Raw genomic sequence first — 18,911 nt, forward strand, 5'->3', positions numbered from 1 at the left:
AGGGCTTGTCAGTGCACCTCACCCCTTCAGATACCGAAAAGCTGCTCCTGAGCGTCGCGGGCATGGTCGCCCGTGACCGCCGCGAGCGCGGGGTACTGCTGAACTACCCCGAAGCGATGGCACTGATCTCGTGCTGGATTCTCGAGCGCGCGCGTGACGGAATGACGGTTGCGGAACTGATGAACGCCGGTCGGCAAGTGCTCACCCGCGACGACGTGATGGAAGGGGTACCCGAGATGATTGCAAACGTCCAGGTGGAGGCCACTTTCCCGGACGGTCGCAAACTGGTCACCGTGACGGAGCCCATTCGATGATTCCCGGCGAAGTACGTGTGTCCACCGAACCGCTCGAGTTCGGCACGGACGCGGAGAAGATCACGATGGTCGTCGTCAACGACGGCGATCGCCCCATTCAGATCGGTTCACATCTCCACCTTCCCGCGGCCAACCCGGCGTTGACCTTCGATCGCGAAGCGGCAGACGGCTTCCGGCTCGACATCCCCTCGGGAACGTCGGTTCGGTTCGAACCCGGGGTCAGCAGAACGGTGACACTGATCGCGCTCGGCGGACTCAAAAGGGTTCCGGGCCTGCAGATCGTGCCGGACGAAGACCTACCGACACATGCGCGCGAGCCCAAGACCGTCATGCCGTTCGGCACGCCCGGCGTCGAGGTCGAAGAACCTTTGCGAGCGTCCTCGGTGAACGTGCGTGTGAGTGATGTTCCAGTCGAGGCGGATTCACCGGACGACGCCGCGACGACAGTTGAGAGGACAGCCGAATGAGCAGGATCGATCGACGCGGCTACGCCTCCCTGTACGGCCCGACCGCAGGTGACCAGATCCGTTTGGCCGACACCGATCTGTGGATCGAGATCGAGCACGACTACACCGCGACCGGCGACGAGATGGTCTTCGGCGGCGGTAAGAGCATCCGAGAGTCGATGGGCCAGGGCCTGACCACTCGCGACCAGGGTGCTCTCGACGTCGTCATCACCAACACGGTGATTCTCGATCACTGGGGAATCGTCCGGGCAGACGTCGGAATTCGCGACGGACGCATCGTTGCGATCGGCAAGTCCGGTAACCCCGACATCATGGATGGCGTGCACCCCAAGTTGCTCATCGGGCCGAGCACCGACGTGATCGCCGGTGAGGGAAAGATCCTCACCGCGGGTGCGATCGACACTCACGTGCACTTCCTCAGTGAAATCGAGATGATGGAGGCGCTCGCGACCGGTACGACGACGGTGGCGGGCGGCGGAACGGGCCCCACCGAGGGAAGCAAGGCAACCACCGTCACACCCGGCGCCTGGTCCTTGACGATGATGCACCGCGCCCTCGACCACATCCCGCTCAACGTTCTTCTCCTCGGCAAGGGCAGCACCGTCAGTCATGAGGCCATGCGTCAGGAAGCTCTCGCCGGCGCAGGCGGATTCAAGGTCCACGAGGACTGGGGTTCCACTCCGGCTGCGATCGACGCAGCTCTGCGCGCAGCCGACGAGTTCGGCCTCCAGGTAGCGCTGCACGCCGACAGCCTCAACGAAACCGGTTACGTACAGCACACTTTGGATGCGATCGCCGGACGCGGGATCCACGTGTTCCATGCGGAAGGCGCCGGCGGCGGGCACGCACCGGACATCATCGTGACGGCAGGTGAGCCGAACGTTCTTCCGGCATCGACCAATCCGACGTTGCCGCATACCGTCAACACGGTTGCCGAGCACCTCGACATGCTCATCGTGTGTCATGCGCTCAATCCCCGGGTTCCGGAGGATCTTGCCTTTGCCGAGTCCCGGATCCGGCCGACAACGATTGCAGCAGAAGACTTTCTGCACGACATCGGAGCCATCTCGATCACCTCGTCCGATGCCCAGGCGATGGGCCGTATCGGTGAGGTGACCCTGCGGACATGGCAGGTGGCTCACGTCATGAAGGCCCAGTACGGCAAGCTGGGCACCAGCATGCCGGCCGACAACGAGCGTGCGCGGCGTTACGTCGCCAAGTACACGATCTGCCCCGCGGTGGCGCACGGTATCGATCACGAGATCGGCTCGGTCGAGGCCGGGAAGATGGCGGACCTGGTGCTGTGGGATCCCGCGTTCTTCGGAGTCCGTCCTTCTGCCGTGATCAAGGGCGGGGCGATAGTTGCTGCGCCGCTTGGTGATCCGAATGCTGCTATCCCGACCCCGCAGCCGGTGTTCGTTCGCCCGGCCATCGCGGCGACTCCGGGATCGGCCCCACACCTGTCCACGACGTTCGTCTCTCCGATGGCCATCGAGGACGGTCTGGCCGACCGTCTCGGTCTCACGCGCACCCTTACCGGTGTTCGTCCGACGAGGCACCTCACCAAGGCGGATATGCCGAACAACACGGCGCTGCCGTCCATCGACGTCGATCCGGAGACGTTTGCCATCAAGGTCAACGGCGACCTGATCGCGCCCAACCCCGTTGACGTGGTGCCGATGGCTCAGCGCTACATGCTGTTCTGAAACCATGTCGATCGAGACGGCGTCTGCCGAGATAGCATCGATGCTCTTGGCAGACGGGCGTCTGCCTACCGGCGGTCACGCGCACTCGTCGGGGTTGGAACCGGCACTGGCGGGCGGACTCCTGCAGAGTCAGGTCCCTGACTTCATTCGCGGTCGACTCGAAACAGTCGGACTTGTCGAGGCCGCTTCAACGGTGGTCACGCGCCGCTGGGCCGTAAGTGAGGGTAGTGCAGGCGAACTCGAGGACATCTCGAGGGAACTGCTCGCTCGGACTCCCAGCGCACCGCTGCGTGAGGCGTCGATTCAGCTCGGCCGTGGGCTGGCGAGACTGGCGTCGCGATTGTGGCCGCAGCACCCCGGGGTGCAGATGCTCATGGCGCTGCCTGGGCATCCGATGCGTCCGCTCGCGTTGGGCGTCTTCACGGCGGCCTCCGGGATGGACGACCTACAGGCAGCCAGATCTTGTTTGTACGACGACGCCCAAACGGTGGCGTCGGCGGCATTGAAGCTACTGCCGGTGGATCCGGCAGAACCGGTCGAATGGTTGCTCCGAGCAGCCCCGACCATCGAAACCGTCGCCGCGGCTGCCGTAGCAGTCGAGGGCGTCACAGATATACCCGCAACAACAGGACCGTTGGTCGAACAATGGTCACTCGAACACCACGCTCGATCCAGGAGGATTTTCCGTGCTTGACAACCTGAACAACACCACCACTGCTGCAAGAGGTTTGAGGCTCGGCGTTGCCGGCCCCGTCGGCACAGGCAAAAGTACCCTCATCGCCACCATCTGCCGCGAGCTCGCGTCGGAGTACGAGATCGCGGTGGTCACCAACGACATCTACACCGACGAGGACGCGCGACTGTTGCGCGCGGCCAACGTTCTGCCGATCGAGCGCATCGTCGCAGTCGAGACCGGTGCGTGCCCGCACACGGCTATTCGTGACGACGTCACGCCGAACCTCATTGCGGTCGAAGACCTCGAGCGTCAGTTCCATCCCCTCGACATGGTGATCGTGGAAAGCGGCGGTGACAACCTGACCGCCACGTTCAGTCCGGCACTGGTCGACGCCCAGATCTTCTGCATCGACGTCGCGGGCGGCGGAGACGTCGCACGCAAGGGCGGTCCCGGAATCGAGCGGGCAGATCTGTTGGTGGTCAACAAGATCGACCTGGCCCCGTACGTCGACGTCGACGCGGTCCAGATGGTTGCCGATGCCACGGCCGCGCGTGACGGACTTCCCGTTCTCGCGCTCAGCCAGAAGGATCACTCAACGATCGACCAGCTCAGTGCGTGGCTCCGCCAGGTCATCGCATCTCATCGCGCGGGTAGTCACACCCCGCAGGATCCGGGGCCGATGGCGCCGCACTTCCATGCCGATGAAGAAGACCACGGTCACGGTCACGGGCACAGCCACTCTCACGCTCACTGATGCGCACTGGAGCTACGCGGGTCGTCGTCGAGAGAGTGGGTGACACCGCTGTTGCGCGAGAGCTGATCTCGGGCGACTTCCTGGCCCCGCGGTTCGTCGACGCTCGCGGGCTCACCGTGCGAATTGCCCTGGTAGGGCACAGCGCAACGCTGTTGGCCGGCGACGACCTGCGTATCGAGTTCGTGGTCGCACCCGGTACGTGTCTCGAGGTGATCGAGCCGTCCGGGACCGTCGCGTACAACGCACGCGGTGGCCGGGCGTCGTGGTCGGCTTCGGCGAGCGTCGGTGCCGGTGCGGCGCTGATCTGGCGTGCGGCACCGTTTGTCGTCGCCGGCGGCGCGGATGTGACCAGGCGCGTGGATATTTCACTGGAATCCGATGCCGTTGCGCTGCTCGACGAGATGATCGTATTCGGCCGGACCGGCGAAACCGGCGGTGCGCTTCGCTCGGATCAGCGCATTACCGTCGACGGTGACGCGCTGCTCGTGGAAACTCTCGACCTGCGTAGCGTTCCTGGCCGTTCGCTGCCGGGAATTCTCGGTGGCCATCGCGTGCTCGGTACGACCATGCTGTTGGGGATGAAGACTACCGACGACGTCGAAGGGCACGTGACGCCGCTGGCGGGAGCAGGGATGCTGGCACGGGCCGTTGCCGATCACGCACATGAGGCGAGCGCAGCGTTGGATCCGATCTGGTCGCAGTGGCGTGGGCGAGTTTCGCAGGAGTACACCGACTGATTCGCCCTACCGTCACACTTCGGGAGGCTGCGTCGTCCAGTATGTGACCAGGCCGAAGAGAGCCGGGCGCACAGGTTTGACGGAGGCATCATGCGAATTGTTGTTCTGGGCGGAACCGGCCAGATGGGAAAGCTGGTCGTCGAGCAGGCAAAGGCAGGGGGCCACGACGTGGTCGCTGCCGCTCGATCGACGGGAGTCGACATCTCCACGGGTGCGGGGTTGGACGAAGCATTTGTCGGTGCCGACGTGGTCGTCGACGTGAGTGATCACGTCACCAACAGTGCCAAGAAGGCAATCGAGTTCTTCGAGACGGCAGCGAAGAACATCGCCGCGGCCGAAGCCAGGGCCGGCGTGAAGCACCACGTGTTGCTCTCGATCGTGAACTGCGACGATCCGCAATTGAAGTCCTTCGGTTACTACCAGGGGAAGGCTGCGCAGGAACGCGCGGTGGAAGCGTCGAGTATTCCCTTCACGATCCTGCGATCCACTCAGTGGTTCGAGTTCGGCGAGAAGACGATCGCGCTGTTCGGACTGGGGCCGATCGCTATGGTTCCTCGGATGCGGTCACAACCGGTGGCAGCGAAGACCGTTGCCGAGGCGCTCGTGACCTGCGCTCAGAACGGTCCGACCGGGAGGGCTCCGGACCTGGCCGGGCCCGAGCTCCTCGAGATCCCGGCCATGACGCGCGAGATCTTGAAATACCGTGGCCGACGTAAGTGGCTGATCCCGATCTCGATGCCGGGAGCGGGTAAGGCGATGAAGGGTGGGGCGCTGCTGCCCGGGCCGGGATCCACAACTGCAGGACCCACGTTGGAAACCTGGTTGCACGAGAACTGAATAGGAAAGGCGGCCGCGCAAGTGCGCGGCCGCCTTTTACTCACGTGGACGGTTGGGTTCAGAGATCCGGGTAGTTCAGAGATCCGGGTACGAGGTGAGGTTGTCGACCTTCTCGGTGGTTTCGGGCTCTTCGGGCAGCTTGCCGGTCACCAGGAAGATGACACGTCGGCCGACCTCGACGGCGTGGTCGGCGAATCGCTCGTAGAAGCGGCCGAGCAGCGTGACGTCGACTGCGGCGGCAACGCCGTGCTTCCACTCACGGTCCATGAGGACGGTGAAGAGGTGGCGGTGGAGGTCGTCCATCGCTTCGTCTTCTTCGCGCAGACGGGCAGCGCGCTCGGGGTCGCGGGTCTCGAGGACGACCTTGGCGGCCGCACCGATGGAGACAGCGATGCGTCCCATCTCGGCGAAGTAGCCGTTGACCTCTTCGGGAAGCACGTGGTTGGGATGTCGGCGGCGCGCGATCTTGGCGACGTGCAGGGCGAGTGCGCCCATGCGGTCGATGTCGGCGACGATCTGGATTCCGCTGACCACCGAGCGCAGATCTCCGGCAACGGGAGCCTGCAGGGCGAGCAACGCAAACGCGCGCTCCTCGCAGATGGTGCTGAGTTCGGTGATCTTGTCGTGTTCGCCGATTACTTGTTCTGCCAGGGACAGGTCTGCCTGGAGCAGGGACTGGGTGGCGCGCTCCATAGCGGCACCTGCCAGTCCTGCCATCTCGCCGAGCGTGTCTGCAAGCTCGGTCATCTGTTCGTTGTAAGCCACGCGCATGAGGTCAGAGCCTACGTGCCGTGAAAGACCAAGTCACAAGCACCAGGTGAACGCAAGGTGAATGAACGCGTGTCAGTCGCAGGTGGTGTCGCCGGCGTTGACGCTGGCGATGTCGGCGGGCAGAGCCGTCGAGGTGCTGGTGTCGACCGACGTCGGATTTGCCGCCAGGATGGTTCCCGGGTCCGCGGGGGCGACGACGGTGCCGGCGAAATTGCTTCCGACGACGACCTCGATCATGTCTCCCATGCTCGGAGCGAGAACCAGAACCGCGCCGGGAATCGAGGACGCGACGGTCACCGCTTCAGCCTCGTAACCTGCGGCGTAGCGCACGACGGTGGTCGACGCTTGAGCATTCGCCAGGCCGGTGGCTGCGCTGAAGTTACCGACCGTGGAGATCTGGAAACCGTAAGCCGCGAGGCTGTCGGCGATCGTCGCGGCCTGCCCGGCGATTCCCGACGCGTTGGAGACGTCGACCGAGATGTTGTAGGCGCTCATTGCCTCGACGGAAGTGGCGGCCGGCGGCGTGCTGGACGTAGGAGCGGTTGTCGTGGAACTGGTCGACGACGGTGTGGTGTCCTCGCGCTCTTCGCCCGGAAGCGGATCGTCGTCGATGATCGCCTGGAAGAGGGACTTGATCTCGTCCGTGCGAGGAATCTCGTTGCCCCAGTCGTTGGTGCCGTCCGTGGGGACCGTCAAGAACGTGACCGCGCCTGCGTCGACGTTCTGGAGCGAGCGACCGAGGGTGACCAGTGACTTGGTGTCGATGTTTTCGACGAACGTGTCGCTGGTGAAGGCGTTGATGAATCCGTTGAGCTTGCTCGGATTCAGGAGGACCTGGTTGGACAGGGCCGAGCGGAGCAGCGCCGACAGGAACTTCTGCTGACGGGTGATGCGCCCGTAGTCGCCGTTGCCCTCGGCTTCGACGTGGCGAGCACGCACGTAGTTGAGGGCGGTACGGCCGTCGAGCATCTGCGTGCCGCCGGAGGCGAGGACGGTTCCGAGGATGCCGTCTTCGATCGGTCCGGGGGAGCAGACGTTCACACCGCCGACGGTGTCGACCATGCGCTCGAAACCGGCGAAGTCCATTCCGACGAAGTGCCCGATTTTCAGGCCGGACATCTTCTGGATGACCTTGACCAGGCATTTGGGGCCACCGAGTGCGTATGTCGCATTGAGTTTGTCGCCGCTCGCTGCCGGGAAGGTTTCGCTGGTGTACTTGCCGGCGTCGTTGTCCCATCCCTGACAGATCGGACGTTCGACGTCGAGGTCACGCGGGAAGGAGACGGCGACGACGCGGCTTCGGTCGGCGGGAATGTTCACCAGCATGACCGTGTCGGCTCGGGCGCCTTCGGCGTCTTCGACGGTTCCGGCGCCGATCTCACCGCTCGCACCGGCGCGGGTATCGGTGCCGATGATCAGGTACGTCTCGTCGCCGAGTTGACCACCGGCGTCGATGATGTCGTCGGACTCGGTGTCGAGTGCCGCAATCTGATCGAATCCGCCTTCTACCGAGCGCAGATAGCCCCACACGACGCCGGTCAATGCGAGAGACATGACGGCCAGGAACGCTACTGCCGATCGGCCGATCACTTTTGCGCGATGGCGGCGGCGAATCTTGCTTTGCGCCAGACGAGTGGCGCCGGTGTCACCGACTACCCGCGGCACTGCGGAGGTGACGGGATGTTCTTCGGTGATCCAGTCCGCAGCGGCGGGCGGAACGGACGGACGGGCGGGAATCGGCCGGGCGGGGGGCGGCGACGACGCTGCTGAAGATTGAGTCTTGGGTGGTACGGATTTGTTCGGCGCCGGCTTGGGCGGCGTAGCCGGGGCTGGTGGCGGCTTCTTGTCGCCTACCCGACGGACCAACTCGGCGACCGAAACAGAGTCGTCGGTCGGAGGCGAGTCCCGTCGCCCGGTACGTCCACTGCTGCGACGCTCCGGGGGACTGGGTGGTTGCGGTGTTGGTCGCTGGGGTGTGGCAGGGCGCTGGGGCGTTGCCGGTTGGTCCGGTCGGGCGTTGCGGAAGCGCTTGTCTGCGAGCGGACGTTCCCAGGGGGCGCGGCTCTCGGGCGGAGGTGGGCCCGAATCGTGATCATCACCCACCGATGCAACCTGTCCCGTCGTCGACTGTCAGTAACTCGTCATTCAGATGCCGGCGTCAACCGGTTGTCGACGAAGCTGGAGCCATATTACTGGTGAATCCTGAGTGCTTCACTCAGAAAGTGATGTGAGTAATCCGACGGCGTGTTTTCGCTAGCCACCCGAGTGCATCATGTCAGCTCCCACCGGCACAAGGTCGTCTTCGGGATCGTCGAGCCAACCTTCCGGGAGTGCTACCTGACCGGGTGAGCCTTGGCGTCCGCGCGGGCCTTCGGCGTCCTTGGGGAACGGGACGTCGTGGTCGAGCTGTCCGAGCAGATCGTCCAGTTCGGACAACGTGCTGACCAGAGCCATCGAGACCCGCAGATCCGATCCGACCGGGAACCCACGCATGTACCAGGAGACGTGCTTGCGAAGTTCGCGCAGACCCTTCATTTCACCGTGATGTGCGGCGAGCAGTTGGGCGTGACGGGCGATGATCTTGGTGACTTCGCCGAGCGTCGGCGGCGTGGCGATCTGTTGTCCGTTGAGAGCTGCGCTGAGTTCCGCGAACAGCCATGGCCGTCCGAGGCAGCCGCGTCCGACGACGACGCCGTCGCAGCCGGTCTCGTTCATCATGCGGGCAGCATCCGAGGCGTCGAAGATGTCGCCGTTGCCGAGGATCGGCACGTCGGTGACGTGTTCCTTGAGGCGCGTGATCTCGTTCCAGTCAGCAGTGCCGGAGTAGCGCTGCGACGCGGTACGTGCGTGAAGTGCGACGGCAGCGGCGCCTTCAGCTGCGGCGATCCGGCCTGCGTCGAGGTGCGTGTGATGTTCGGGGTCGATGCCGACGCGCATCTTGACGGTGACCGGAATGTCGGTGCCTTCGGTGGCGCGCACGGCTGCCGCGACGATCTGACCGAACAGTCGACGCTTGTACGGTAGCGCCGATCCGCCGCCCTTGCGGGTCACCTTGGGTACCGGGCAGCCGAAGTTCATGTCGATGTGATCGGCCATGTTCTCGTCGACGATCATCTTGGCCGCGGCGTAAGTCGTATCCGGGTCGACGGTGTACAGCTGCAGCGACCTGGGCGTTTCGGTCGGACCGAACGTGGTCATGTGCATCGTGGCGGGTTGGCGTTCGACGAGCGCGCGGGCGGTGACCATCTCGCAGACGTAGAGCCCGGACGTGCTGCCTGCACGTTCGAGTTCGAGTTCACGGCACAGCGTGCGGAAGGCGACGTTGGTGACGCCCGCCATGGGTGCGAGGACCACGGGGCTGTGCAGCTCGAGTGAACCGATACGAAGGGATGACATGTCTACCTCTGAACAAATACTTGTGACAATTGGAAGTGCCCGGTACCGAATCCGGTACCGGGCACAGAATAGCTGGTGAAACTAAGAAGCCTGCTGTTCGCGCTTGGCGGCTTCGCGTGCGAGCATGCGATCGCGCTGTTCCTCGAACTTCGTCGCGTTGGCGGCGAGTGTCTCGAGGAAGGCCGCCAACTCTTCGCGCGTGTTCTCGCCTTCGGCGCTGAAATCGTTGCGCTCGAAGATGTTCCACTTACGCAGGACAGGCCAGACGACCTCGTCGAGGTGCTGGCGAAGGTCGTAGATGCCGTGCTTGGCCATGAGGGCGCCGTTGCGGCGGAAGTTCGGCATGCCGGCACCGGGCATCTGGAAGTTCTGGACGATGTTCGCCACAGCCTTGAGCGCCTGATCGGGAGCAAGATCGAGCGCGGCGGCGCAGATGTTGCGGTAGAAAATCATGTGCAGGTTCTCGTCGGCGGCGATGCGCTGAAGCATCTTGTCGGCAATCGGCTCGTCGCAGGCCTTGCCGGTGTTGCGGTGGCTGACGCGCGTCGCGAGTTCCTGGAAGGTCACGTAGGCGACCGAGTGCAGCAGGCCGGCGTCGCCCTCGTCGATGGGTGCGCTGTAACCGTTTGTCATGTGTTCCATGCGGAAGCGCTCGAGCTCGACGGGGTCGACTGCGCGCGTGACGACGAGGTAGTCACGCATCACGATGCCGTGGCGGTTCTCCTCGGCGGTCCACCGGCCGACCCACGTTCCCCAGGCACCGTCCTGCGAAAAGTTCTCGGCGATCTCACGGTGGTACGACGGCAGGTTGTCCTCGGTGAGCAGGTTGGTGATCATCGCGGCGCGAGCTACCTCGCCGAGTTGTGACTGTTCGAGACTCCAGTCTTCGCCACCCATGGCTGCGAAGTTACGGCCCTCGTCCCACGGAACGTAGTCGTGTGGATGCCATTCCTTGGCCATGGAGATGTGGCGGTTGACGTTCTCCTCGGCAACCGGCTGCAGCTCTTGTAGCAGCTCCAGCTGCGTCAGAATCCTCGTCATTTCTTGCCTCCATGTTGAGTGAATGCGCGACTTCGCCCCAGCCTACGGCACCGTAGGTTTGAAAAGAATGGCATGAAAATTGCTCCCCTCGAGGGATGTTACCGATCCGTAGTTATCCGGGGGCACTTTCACTACCAAGTCGTTCTTTCGACGTAGTCGCGGAAAGTCCGGGCGGGATCGGACAGCTCGCGGCTCTTCGACCAGATCAGCCCTATTTTTCGCTGTGCTCCTTCGATCGGTACGTAGACGACTCCTTCGGCCCAGATCGGTGGATCCTGAACCGGCATGATGGAGACACCGAAGGACGCGGAGACCAGTCCGCCGACCGTTGCCAGCTCGCTGCTCTCGAAGACGAAATTCGGAGTGAATCCTGCGGCCGCGCACAGTTCATCGAGAATTCTTCGCATCCCGAAGTTCGGATGCATACCGATGAACGGTTCGTCGGCCGCGTCCGCAAGCTCGACCGAATGCAACTTCGCAAAGCGATGATCAGCCGGAACAGCCAATGCCAGTGACTGCTGGGCGATCTGCATCCACGCCACCTGCGGATCGCGCGGCTGAGGCGAGACGACGGCCAGGTCGGACGTGCCGGCGGCGATTCTGTCGACCAGGAACTGCGCGCTGTCCTGATGCAGTTCGAATCGCACTCCGGGATGCTCGACGCGGTATCCGCGCAGCATGTGCGGCACCAACCAGGTGCCGAACGAGTGGAGGAAGTCGAGCCGGACCGTGCCGCTCTCGGGGCTCGCCAGCGACTGGATTTCGGTCTGCGCGGCGTCGAGGGCACGCAGTGCGATGCGAGCATGTCGATAGAGGATCTCGCCGTACCGGTTCAGTTCGAGTCGGCGTCCCTGACGGTCGAAGAGTGTCACGCCGATCTGTCGTTCGAGGCGTGCGAGTTTGCGCGAAAGGGTCGGTTGCGACAGGTGAGTCAGATCCGCGGTAGCGGTCACCTGTTGGGTTTCGGCGAGCACGACAAACCATTCGAGGTCTTCGGTCAGCATCACGAACCCAATCTATATACCTCTGGAGCATATAGAACACCAAGTTTATGCATTTTCTTTTGCCGAGTCTGGGCGGGAGGATTCTTACCGGAGGTAAGTGATGCCTGGAGGTACGTGGTGACTGTCGAGAATGTGATCGAATCCGAAGTGATGCCGCTTCGCCGCGGAACATCGGGATATCGAACCGTGACCGTTGCGTTGTTCGCGGCCGGGCTGTCGACGTTCATCTCGATGTACGCGGCACAGGCGTTGCTGCCTGCGTTCGCCGAAGACTTCCACGTCTCGCCTGCGGTGTCTGCGCTGTCCGTCTCGGCGACGACGGGCATGTTGGCGTTGGCAATCATTCCGGCCAGTGCGCTCTCCGAGCGGTTCGGTCGCACACGGGTGATGATCGCGTCGGCGTCGGCGTCCTGTGTGATCGGTTTACTTCTACCGCTGAGTCCGACGATCGAGGTTCTGCTGGTCGGACGCGCAGCACAAGGATTGGCTCTGGCCGGTGTCCCGGCGGTGGCGATGGCCTATCTGGCCGAGGAGGTCGATCGGAAGGACCTCGGTGCAGCGATGGGAAGGTACGTCGCCGGCACGACGATCGGTGGGCTGATCGGACGGCTCGTGCCGTCGGCCGTCGTCGATTTCAGTACGTGGCGTTGGGCGCTGTTGACTGCGTCCGCGCTGTCGGCATTGTTCGCGCTCAACATGATCCGGCGGCTTCCCGCGTCGAAGTTCTTTCGCCCGCAACCGATATCGGCGCGCACGATCGCGTCGAATCTACGACGCCACCTTGCGAACCCGTCGCTGCGAACACTCTTCGCTTTGGGATTCATCCTGATGGGCGGCTTCGTGTCGATTTACAACTTCCTCGGGTTTCGGCTCACGGCAGCACCTTTCGGCCTTCCTGAAGCGCTTGTGGGCCTGGTGTTCCTTTTCTACCTTGCCGGAACTTTCACCTCGGCGGTAGCCGGCGGGGCCTCTGACCGACTGGGTAGGCGCAGCGTGCTGCTCGGGTCGGTTGTCGTCATCGGTATCGGCCTGGCACTGACCGTTCCGGACAATCTGGCGTTGACGCTCGTGGGGATGCTGCTCTTCACCGGAGGATTCTTCGCCGCACATTCGGTGGCCAGCGGTTGGGTGGGGCTGATCGCTACCGATCACCGGGCCGAGGCGTCGGCGTTGTATCTGTTTGCCTACTACGCGGGTTCGTCCGTGGCGGGCGCCCTCGCGGGTCTTGCATACGCGGGTGGCGGTTGGGTCGGGGTCAGTACTTTTGTGGGCGCGCTGCTGTTGGTTGCGTTTGCCTTGTCACTGAGGATGTTTCGATCTTCGACGATTGACTGAACAGAGCACTGCGGCGACCCCGAACGGGATCGCCGCAGTGCGTTCTGTCGAGCGTCTTACTTCTTGCCTCCGCCGAGGAGGCCGCCGAGCAGGTCTCCGAGGCCGCCGCCACCGGATCCACCCAGGATGCCGCCGAGTGCGCCGCCGATGCCGCCGCCGGAATTGCCGCCGCCGCCGAGAATTCCGCCGAGGAGATCCCCGAGCCCGCCGCCACCGGAGGCCTGAGTCTGCGCGCCGGCACCGCCACCGGTGAACTGCTTGGCGAGGTAGGCCAGGACGATGGGAGCGAGGATCGGCAGCAACTGCTTCACCAGATCGTTTCCACCGCCGCCACCGACACCGCCCAGTGCGCTGGCGACCTGATCGGTGTTGCCGCCGAAGATGTTCGAGACGATCTTCTGACCGTCAGCGGTGTCGACTTTGCTGATGTCGACGCCGTCGTCGAGAAGGCTGGTGTCGGCGTGAGACTGCAACGCGCTTTCCAGCGAGGCTGCACCGGCGGGATCCTGCGCGTTGGCGCCGAGGCCACCGACGAGGGTCGGAAGTGCAGTCTTGACCGCCGATTCGGCAGTTGCCTGGTCGACGCCGAGTTGCTGCGCGATCTGGTCGATGGGGATCTGGGATAGAAGGTCGTCAAGCGATGCCATTGATGCCCTACCTCTTCTGGGGTACTACTCGTCAGTACCCGGCTGTTGCAGACACTAGTGAATGTCGGCGTCGACGGTAACCCTCCGGTTGCCGAGCGGTCAGGCTCGGGTCTTCTCGCGGGGGACCAGGCACGCTAGGAGAGCGAGAATCAGTCCGCCGGCCGTCAGAATGAATCCTGTCTGATTTGTCAGGATCGTGGAGTAGTTTTCCCTGATGACATTGTCGAACTGATCGTTGACGCGGTAGTAGAACGTGCCAAGAGTCCCCAATCCCACGATAATTCCGATCCATGCTGCGATGCGAGAACCGAACAATGCGGCGATCAGAATCAATACGGCGGCGGCGAGCAGAAGTATCGCCATCGACCGGTAGAAGGTCACGGACTGATCGCCGAGTTGCTCGATTGCCCACCCTGCCGGAAAGCCGTCCCGCAGGTCCTCGAGGCGAACATTGTCGGGTTTGACCCCGGCCAGTACGTACATGAACGAGCCGACGGCAACGGCGATTCCACAAATGAGCAGAACGAGATGAACTAACGTGCGCATGCCAGTCTCCCTGTGTTCGGAGTTCGGTGACGCGGTCGTCGCCGAGCCTAGCTGTGTCGCGGGTGTCAAGCTCGGTATCGAGCGTGCAGAATCGTCTCCATGCCCGACAACATGCGTCGACTCGAAGAGATCTCGCTGTCGCTGCCGGAAGCGGAGCGCGTCGACATCGAAGCGTGGGACGGCCACCCGACGTTCCGGGTCCGCGGCAAGAACTTCGTGTTCTGCAACGTCGAAGCCACCTCCTTGACCGTCAAGCTGAGCAAGGAGGAAGCCGAAGCGGTGGTGGCCACCGAACCAGGCGCAAGTGCTGCGGGCTATGGACTCGGTCGACACGGGTGGGTTGCACTCGACATCGGCACCGACGTTTCCGAGGAGAAATGGTCGCAACTGGAGGAGTGGATCTACACCTCGTTCACCCTCGTTGCGCCGAAGCGGCTTGCCCGGATCGTTCTCGATGCGGATGAGGAACGCCCGTAACGGATAGATTCGTCAGTACAGACGCCGACTAGACGAGGAATTGTCATGACGACACCGGAAACTTCACCGGCCACCGCAAAACCGGGCATGCCGCCGTGGGCGAAGAAGGCCATCGGGATCGCAGTGATGGCGGTGGTCCTGGTCATCGCTTACTTCATCCTTGCCGCCTTCCTTCCGCGTTGGTGGGCGCAGCGCATTGCGTCGTTGGCGAACGGCAGTTTCAGCGCCGGAATCGCGTGGGGGCTGCTGTTCGGTCTCGTGTGCACCCTGGTCCCGCTCATCTTCTTCCGGGCGGTCTGGCAGGTGCGCAAGCGCAAGCATGCTCGAATCATGCAGATCACGGCTCTCGCGTTGGGTGTGATCTTCGCGCTGCCGAATCTGCTCTCTCTGACAGTTGTTCTCGGCAACAACAACGCTGCGCATGCGGGCGAGCGGATCCTCGACGTCGACGGCCCCGGATTCCGCGGAGCATCCGTTGTCGGTGCCGTCCTGGGCGTTGCGTTGTTCCTTGGACTTGTCGCGCTCGGCTACATGTACAAAAAGCGTGGAAAGGATCTCGACAAGATGCGCGGTGAGCTCAAGCAGCACGAGCCGCAGAGCAAGGGCGAGGCTCCGGCTCCGGAAATCTGAGTCAGCTCTTCGACCGAGTACTCAGGCCGACACCGACTCCGACGGTTCCCGCCGCCACCAGTCCGGCGAGCGGGACCGCCCAGTGTCCGGCAAATGTGCAGGCGAGAACCAGGATTGCGCTCACCGGTAGAACAGCCTGCTCGATCCTGTCACGCTTGAAGTGTCGTGAGTGCATGAGCCACACGAAGATCAGGAACATCGCGGCGGGGATCGTGACCGCGGCAGATGCTGCGAACGTCGAAATGTGCGCTTCGCCAACTGCTTCCTCGACGGCTACTTCGATGCCGGCGCCGATGGCCGCAGCGGATCCGAATACGAAGTAGTGCCCGTATCCCCACAACAGGACGGCGCGATTGCCTTGGTCTGCGAGGTACTCGTGGATCGGGACGGCGAAGTAGATCCACAACGCGGAGAACACGATCAGAACTCCGCCGACGGCAATCGGAATCAGTAGATCGGCGGCGTCGAAATCCCGGATGCCGGATTGGACCGCGATGGTCGCGGCAGCGATGGTTTCGCCGAGCATGATGATGGTGAAGAGGCCGTAGCGTTCGGCGATGTGATGCGGGTGCCACGGCGTCTGGTGGTTGCGTTCGGCGATCGCCGGCACCGCGAGTTCGGCGATCATGAGAACGAAGAAGCCCGGAATCCACGCCGACGCCGGCATCAGGAGCAGCACGATCCAGCCGGCCTGGACGATCACGAGCCCGGCGGCATATTGCAGAGCAGTCGTTCGCGCTGCACCGGATTCACCGCTGGCGGCTCGAAGCCATTGGCAGGTGAGCGCAATTCGCATGATGAGGTAGCCGACGATGGCCGTCGTACGGTCGGTTCCGTCGAATGCGTCGGGGATTCCGGCGGCGAAGACGAGCACGCCACAAATCTGTACGAAGGTCGCGACCCGGTAGGGGACGTCGTCCGTGTCGTAGGCAGACGCGAACCAGGTGAAGTTCACCCACGCCCACCACAGCGCGAAGAAGACGAACATATAGCCGGCGATGCCGTCGGCGTAGTGGCCCTCGGCAACAGCATGCACCAGTTGAACTCCGGCCTGTGCGGCTGCAACCACGAAACACAGGTCGAAGAACAGTTCGAGTGGTGTCGATGCGCGATGGTTCTCGTCGCGGCTGCGTGCGCGCATCCGGATGATCGGCATAACGGCCCGGCCGTGGCCCGCGCCCGTACTGGTGTGTTCTGTCATCGTCCCCACCTTGCTCCGACGTCTAGTGCAGGAGCGCAGTCTAGGGCGAATTCCGTCGGGTCGACGAATGAGACATTTCGCCCCTCACCACACGAGAACGGGTTTGATGACGCGCCCCGACGCTTGATCTTCGACGGCTTTGTTGATGTCGGAGAAGGCGTAGCGCGTCACCAAGCGGTCGATCGGAAACCGGCCACCAGTGAAGAGCTCGACGAGTTCGGGGATGAACGTCGAGACTTCCGACTCTCCTTCGATGCATCCTCGAATTGTCTTTCCGCTCAGCATGATGTCGGCCATGTTCATCTCGACCGTGGACGCTCCGAGTCCGACTACCGCCAGTGTTCCCCGTGCTCGAAGTGATGTGACGGCTTGATTGATCACGGAGCCGATTCCGGTCGTGTCGAGGGAATGTGTCGAACCTCCGTCGGTGGCGGCGCGTACTGCTTCGACCGCGTCCTCGGTGGTCGGATCGACAGTGACGGCGCCGAATTCCTCGGCGAGTTCGCGCCGCTGCGCAACGGGGTCCACGGCGACCAGGGTGGAAACGCCGGCAGCCCTCGCCGCCAGCAGCGCTGCGAGTCCGACGCTGCCTGCCCCGAAAACGGCAAACGTCGAGTCGGGCTCGGGGCGAAGTAGATTCAGCACTGCACCCGCGCCGGTTTGAAATCCGCAGCCGAGGGGAGCCGCGACGGTCAGGTCCACCGCAGGATCGACGACGACGGTGTTGTCGGCAGAGGCGATGACGTATTCCGCGAAGCTGGACTGGCCGAAGAAGGCGGACCGTAGCGGGGTTCCGTCTCGCCGGATCGGCGTCGAGCCGTCGGTGCGTGCGCCAGAGCTGTTGAGCGCGTGTGAGCTTTCGCAGTACGCCCGATGACCGCTGAGACATTGCCTGCACGCACCGCAACTGCGATAGCTCAACAACACGTGATCGCCGGGCACGACCTTGTCGATCGCCGAGCCGACGGCCTCGACCACCCCCGCCCCTTCGTGCCCGAACACGCAGGGGCCGAGTCTTTCCGGTAGCACCGACTTCGTGAACAGATCTGTGTGGCACAGGCCGGTCGCGACGATGCGAACCAGGATCTCGTCTGCGCGGGGTTCGTCGATCTCGACGGTGTCGAGTGTGAAGGGGGAGTGCGGGCCGTGTGAGAGCGCCGCTGTCATCTGCATGGCGGACGTCGAATTCTGTTCGGCGCGAATCACGCTCGCTCGAGCAGGAAGTAGTAGTGCTGTCCGCCGTCGAGAACCAACGCCGATTTTCCGTTCATGATGCCCATGAGCGTCGAATCGTCGACTTTCTTGAAATGGTCGAAGATCGGCGCGCCGTCGTAGACCATCGTCGCCGTGACTTCGCCACGAAACTCGATGTTCCACAGACTTGCCTCGCCATTGCCGCTCTTGACGTCGGAGTAGAGGTTGCCGTCTTCGTCTCGGCAGATCAACGGCTTGGCGTCCTCGACCGAGTTGAAGGTCTTGCCGTACCAACGGCTCGCGAACAGCTTTTCGTGAAGACGGTGACCGGTGGCGAAGTCGTCACCCTTCCACTCGCCGAGGATTTCTTCAGCGGCGACGGTTTCCAGCGCGGCCCACACTTCGTCGAGTTCTGCTGGTGATAAACCATTTTCCGCTGCACGGAGCCGGGCGAAAGCAGTTCGGGCTTCGTTGAGATTCATGTCTCTCCTCGAGTTGACGGTAAGTGGCACGACTTGTTCGCGAACCAAATTGTTCGTCAACTCTGCACGCTACGCCGAACCGGATGGTTCGGCAACGGTCGATTCGTTCTAGGCTGTGAACATGCGCTCAGCAGGGGAAGCTACGAGGGACCGCATTCTGGCGGCCGCAAAGGACGAATTTGCCACGTACGGGCTGGCCGGCGCGCGGATCAATCGGATCGCCGCGCAAGCGCGTGCCAGCAAAGACCGTCTCTATGCGTACTTCGCAAGCAAGGAAGAGTTGTTCGCTGCCGTGACCGAACAGTGGACGTCCGAAACAACAGCGGAGACAGCACTTCGAGGTGACGACTTGCCGGGCTATGCAGGTCGCCTCTTCGACAACTACGTTGCCCATCCCGAGAACGCCCGATTGCAGCAATGGGCGGATCTCGAAGCGCCGGACGTCATGAGCGAGGACGACATACGAAGCAAGACCTTCCGGCCTAAAGTTGCGGAAATCCGCAAGGGGCAGCTCGAGGGACACATCGACCCCGCGTGGAATCCCACGGAGTTGATCCTGCTGATCACGGATATCGCCCGGATGCTCGCGCTCAAGTCGACTCGTTCCATCCCTCGACGTCGGGAGGCGGCAGTCGAGGCGGTTCGGCGTTTGATTGTGGCGTAGCGAGTCCAAACGCGAACGTCCACGCCCGTCGC

Annotated in this window: 21 protein-coding genes; 11 read left to right on the top strand and 10 right to left on the bottom strand. The window is 63.3% G+C overall.

Annotation, left to right across the window (positions count from 1 at the left end; genetic code table 11):
* Positions 1-11 precede the first annotated feature (11 nt).
* The 7 genes from ureA (at position 12) to ACN50D_RS08490 (ending at position 5,491) form a co-directional block, all read left to right on the top strand.
* Positions 12-314: an urease subunit gamma gene (gene ureA, locus ACN50D_RS08460; RefSeq protein WP_003939800.1), complete on the top strand. Its 303-nt coding sequence runs from the start codon at positions 12-14 to the stop codon at positions 312-314.
* Entirely contained in the window at positions 311-781 is a 471-nt protein-coding gene (gene ureB / locus ACN50D_RS08465; RefSeq protein WP_007733849.1) for an urease subunit beta, read from the top strand. The genes ureA and ureB overlap by 4 nt, the downstream gene beginning before the upstream one ends.
* Positions 778-2,487, top strand: a complete 1,710-nt coding sequence (locus ACN50D_RS08470) for an urease subunit alpha (protein ID WP_030535249.1) — start codon at positions 778-780, stop codon at positions 2,485-2,487. The genes ureB and ACN50D_RS08470 overlap by 4 nt, the downstream gene beginning before the upstream one ends.
* A gap of 4 nt (positions 2,488-2,491) precedes the next feature.
* Positions 2,492-3,181: an urease accessory protein UreF gene (locus tag ACN50D_RS08475; protein ID WP_211920823.1), complete on the top strand. Its 690-nt coding sequence runs from the start codon at positions 2,492-2,494 to the stop codon at positions 3,179-3,181.
* A complete protein-coding gene (gene ureG, locus ACN50D_RS08480) occupies positions 3,174-3,917 on the top strand; it encodes an urease accessory protein UreG (protein WP_058037757.1) in 744 nt (247 codons plus the stop codon). Before ACN50D_RS08475 ends, ureG begins: the two co-directional genes overlap by 8 nt.
* The gene (locus ACN50D_RS08485) at positions 3,917-4,654 is read left to right on the top strand and encodes an urease accessory protein UreD (RefSeq protein WP_232329909.1); all 738 of its coding nucleotides are present in this window, start codon (positions 3,917-3,919) and stop codon (positions 4,652-4,654) included. The genes ureG and ACN50D_RS08485 overlap by 1 nt, the downstream gene beginning before the upstream one ends.
* Positions 4,655-4,744: 90 nt before the next feature.
* A complete protein-coding gene (locus tag ACN50D_RS08490; RefSeq protein WP_149357936.1) occupies positions 4,745-5,491 on the top strand; it encodes an SDR family oxidoreductase in 747 nt (248 codons plus the stop codon).
* 75 nt (positions 5,492-5,566) lie between these two features.
* Here the strand turns inward: ACN50D_RS08490 and phoU are convergent, their stop codons facing one another.
* The 5 genes from phoU to ACN50D_RS08515 form a co-directional block, all read right to left on the bottom strand.
* A complete protein-coding gene (phoU, locus tag ACN50D_RS08495; RefSeq protein ID WP_003940130.1) occupies positions 5,567-6,262 on the bottom strand; it encodes a phosphate signaling complex protein PhoU in 696 nt (231 codons plus the stop codon).
* Between the two features lie 72 nt (positions 6,263-6,334).
* The gene (locus ACN50D_RS08500) at positions 6,335-8,365 is read right to left on the bottom strand and encodes an LCP family protein (protein WP_058037760.1); all 2,031 of its coding nucleotides are present in this window, start codon (positions 8,363-8,365) and stop codon (positions 6,335-6,337) included.
* Positions 8,366-8,515: 150 nt separating this feature from the next.
* Positions 8,516-9,658 (bottom strand): tRNA dihydrouridine synthase DusB, encoded by a 1,143-nt coding sequence (gene dusB / locus ACN50D_RS08505; protein ID WP_003939756.1) that lies wholly within the window; start codon positions 9,656-9,658, stop codon positions 8,516-8,518.
* A gap of 81 nt (positions 9,659-9,739) precedes the next feature.
* Positions 9,740-10,699 carry an acyl-ACP desaturase gene (locus tag ACN50D_RS08510; protein WP_003940492.1) on the bottom strand — a complete coding sequence of 320 codons (960 nt, stop codon included), beginning with the start codon at positions 10,697-10,699 and terminating at the stop codon, positions 9,740-9,742.
* A 131-nt stretch (positions 10,700-10,830) separates the two neighbouring features.
* Positions 10,831-11,706: a LysR family transcriptional regulator gene (locus ACN50D_RS08515; protein ID WP_030535254.1), complete on the bottom strand. Its 876-nt coding sequence runs from the start codon at positions 11,704-11,706 to the stop codon at positions 10,831-10,833.
* 147 nt (positions 11,707-11,853) lie between these two features.
* Here ACN50D_RS08515 and ACN50D_RS08520 point away from each other — a divergent pair, with 147 nt between their 5' ends.
* Entirely contained in the window at positions 11,854-13,038 is a 1,185-nt protein-coding gene (locus ACN50D_RS08520; RefSeq protein WP_167349871.1) for an MFS transporter, read from the top strand.
* A 56-nt stretch (positions 13,039-13,094) separates the two neighbouring features.
* Here ACN50D_RS08520 and ACN50D_RS08525 read toward each other — a convergent pair whose 3' ends face one another.
* Together ACN50D_RS08525 and ACN50D_RS08530 are read right to left on the bottom strand one after the other, a co-directional pair.
* The gene (locus ACN50D_RS08525; protein ID WP_003940105.1) at positions 13,095-13,685 is read right to left on the bottom strand and encodes a DUF937 domain-containing protein; all 591 of its coding nucleotides are present in this window, start codon (positions 13,683-13,685) and stop codon (positions 13,095-13,097) included.
* Between the two features lie 99 nt (positions 13,686-13,784).
* Positions 13,785-14,231: a hypothetical protein gene (locus ACN50D_RS08530; RefSeq protein ID WP_003939955.1), complete on the bottom strand. Its 447-nt coding sequence runs from the start codon at positions 14,229-14,231 to the stop codon at positions 13,785-13,787.
* Positions 14,232-14,330: 99 nt separating this feature from the next.
* Here ACN50D_RS08530 and ACN50D_RS08535 point away from each other — a divergent pair, with 99 nt between their 5' ends.
* Together ACN50D_RS08535 and ACN50D_RS08540 are read left to right on the top strand one after the other, a co-directional pair.
* The gene (locus ACN50D_RS08535) at positions 14,331-14,708 is read left to right on the top strand and encodes an MmcQ/YjbR family DNA-binding protein (protein ID WP_007733864.1); all 378 of its coding nucleotides are present in this window, start codon (positions 14,331-14,333) and stop codon (positions 14,706-14,708) included.
* Between the two features lie 45 nt (positions 14,709-14,753).
* Positions 14,754-15,338 carry a hypothetical protein gene (locus ACN50D_RS08540; protein ID WP_003940111.1) on the top strand — a complete coding sequence of 195 codons (585 nt, stop codon included), beginning with the start codon at positions 14,754-14,756 and terminating at the stop codon, positions 15,336-15,338.
* A gap of 1 nt (position 15,339) precedes the next feature.
* Here ACN50D_RS08540 and ACN50D_RS08545 read toward each other — a convergent pair whose 3' ends face one another.
* The 3 genes from ACN50D_RS08545 to ACN50D_RS08555 all read right to left on the bottom strand — a co-directional run bounded on the left by ACN50D_RS08545 (position 15,340) and on the right by ACN50D_RS08555 (position 18,215).
* Positions 15,340-16,539, bottom strand: a complete 1,200-nt coding sequence (locus tag ACN50D_RS08545) for a low temperature requirement protein A (protein ID WP_007733865.1) — start codon at positions 16,537-16,539, stop codon at positions 15,340-15,342.
* Positions 16,540-16,623: 84 nt separating this feature from the next.
* Positions 16,624-17,712, bottom strand: a complete 1,089-nt coding sequence (locus tag ACN50D_RS08550) for an NAD(P)-dependent alcohol dehydrogenase (RefSeq protein WP_030535257.1) — start codon at positions 17,710-17,712, stop codon at positions 16,624-16,626.
* 29 nt (positions 17,713-17,741) lie between these two features.
* A complete protein-coding gene (locus ACN50D_RS08555) occupies positions 17,742-18,215 on the bottom strand; it encodes a DUF4334 domain-containing protein (protein ID WP_211920821.1) in 474 nt (157 codons plus the stop codon).
* A gap of 121 nt (positions 18,216-18,336) precedes the next feature.
* On the opposite strand from ACN50D_RS08555, the gene ACN50D_RS08560 reads away from it, so the two are divergent.
* Entirely contained in the window at positions 18,337-18,879 is a 543-nt protein-coding gene (locus ACN50D_RS08560) for a TetR/AcrR family transcriptional regulator (RefSeq protein ID WP_042451377.1), read from the top strand.
* Positions 18,880-18,911: the final 32 nt, after the last annotated feature.

This window comes from Rhodococcus sp. SB1D (assembly GCF_048573875.1).
Taxonomy (GTDB): Bacteria; Actinomycetota; Actinomycetes; order Mycobacteriales; family Mycobacteriaceae; genus Rhodococcus_F; species Rhodococcus_F qingshengii.

Coding starts and splice junctions, on each gene's coding strand:
- ureB (WP_007733849.1), top strand. CDS start 311: ATGATTCCCGGCGAAGTACGTGTGTCCACCGAACCGCTCGAGTTCGGC.
- ACN50D_RS08475 (WP_211920823.1), top strand. CDS start 2,492: ATGTCGATCGAGACGGCGTCTGCCGAGATAGCATCGATGCTCTTGGCA.
- ACN50D_RS08535 (WP_007733864.1), top strand. CDS start 14,331: ATGCCCGACAACATGCGTCGACTCGAAGAGATCTCGCTGTCGCTGCCG.
- ACN50D_RS08485 (WP_232329909.1), top strand. CDS start 3,917: ATGCGCACTGGAGCTACGCGGGTCGTCGTCGAGAGAGTGGGTGACACC.
- dusB (WP_003939756.1), bottom strand. CDS start 9,658: ATGTCATCCCTTCGTATCGGTTCACTCGAGCTGCACAGCCCCGTGGTC.
- ACN50D_RS08510 (WP_003940492.1), bottom strand. CDS start 10,699: ATGACGAGGATTCTGACGCAGCTGGAGCTGCTACAAGAGCTGCAGCCG.
- ACN50D_RS08490 (WP_149357936.1), top strand. CDS start 4,745: ATGCGAATTGTTGTTCTGGGCGGAACCGGCCAGATGGGAAAGCTGGTC.
- ACN50D_RS08545 (WP_007733865.1), bottom strand. CDS start 16,539: ATGACAGAACACACCAGTACGGGCGCGGGCCACGGCCGGGCCGTTATG.
- phoU (WP_003940130.1), bottom strand. CDS start 6,262: ATGCGCGTGGCTTACAACGAACAGATGACCGAGCTTGCAGACACGCTC.
- ACN50D_RS08550 (WP_030535257.1), bottom strand. CDS start 17,712: ATGCAGATGACAGCGGCGCTCTCACACGGCCCGCACTCCCCCTTCACA.
- ACN50D_RS08555 (WP_211920821.1), bottom strand. CDS start 18,215: ATGAATCTCAACGAAGCCCGAACTGCTTTCGCCCGGCTCCGTGCAGCG.
- ACN50D_RS08525 (WP_003940105.1), bottom strand. CDS start 13,685: ATGGCATCGCTTGACGACCTTCTATCCCAGATCCCCATCGACCAGATC.
- ACN50D_RS08520 (WP_167349871.1), top strand. CDS start 11,854: ATGCCGCTTCGCCGCGGAACATCGGGATATCGAACCGTGACCGTTGCG.
- ACN50D_RS08470 (WP_030535249.1), top strand. CDS start 778: ATGAGCAGGATCGATCGACGCGGCTACGCCTCCCTGTACGGCCCGACC.
- ACN50D_RS08540 (WP_003940111.1), top strand. CDS start 14,754: ATGACGACACCGGAAACTTCACCGGCCACCGCAAAACCGGGCATGCCG.
- ACN50D_RS08560 (WP_042451377.1), top strand. CDS start 18,337: ATGCGCTCAGCAGGGGAAGCTACGAGGGACCGCATTCTGGCGGCCGCA.
- ACN50D_RS08530 (WP_003939955.1), bottom strand. CDS start 14,231: ATGCGCACGTTAGTTCATCTCGTTCTGCTCATTTGTGGAATCGCCGTT.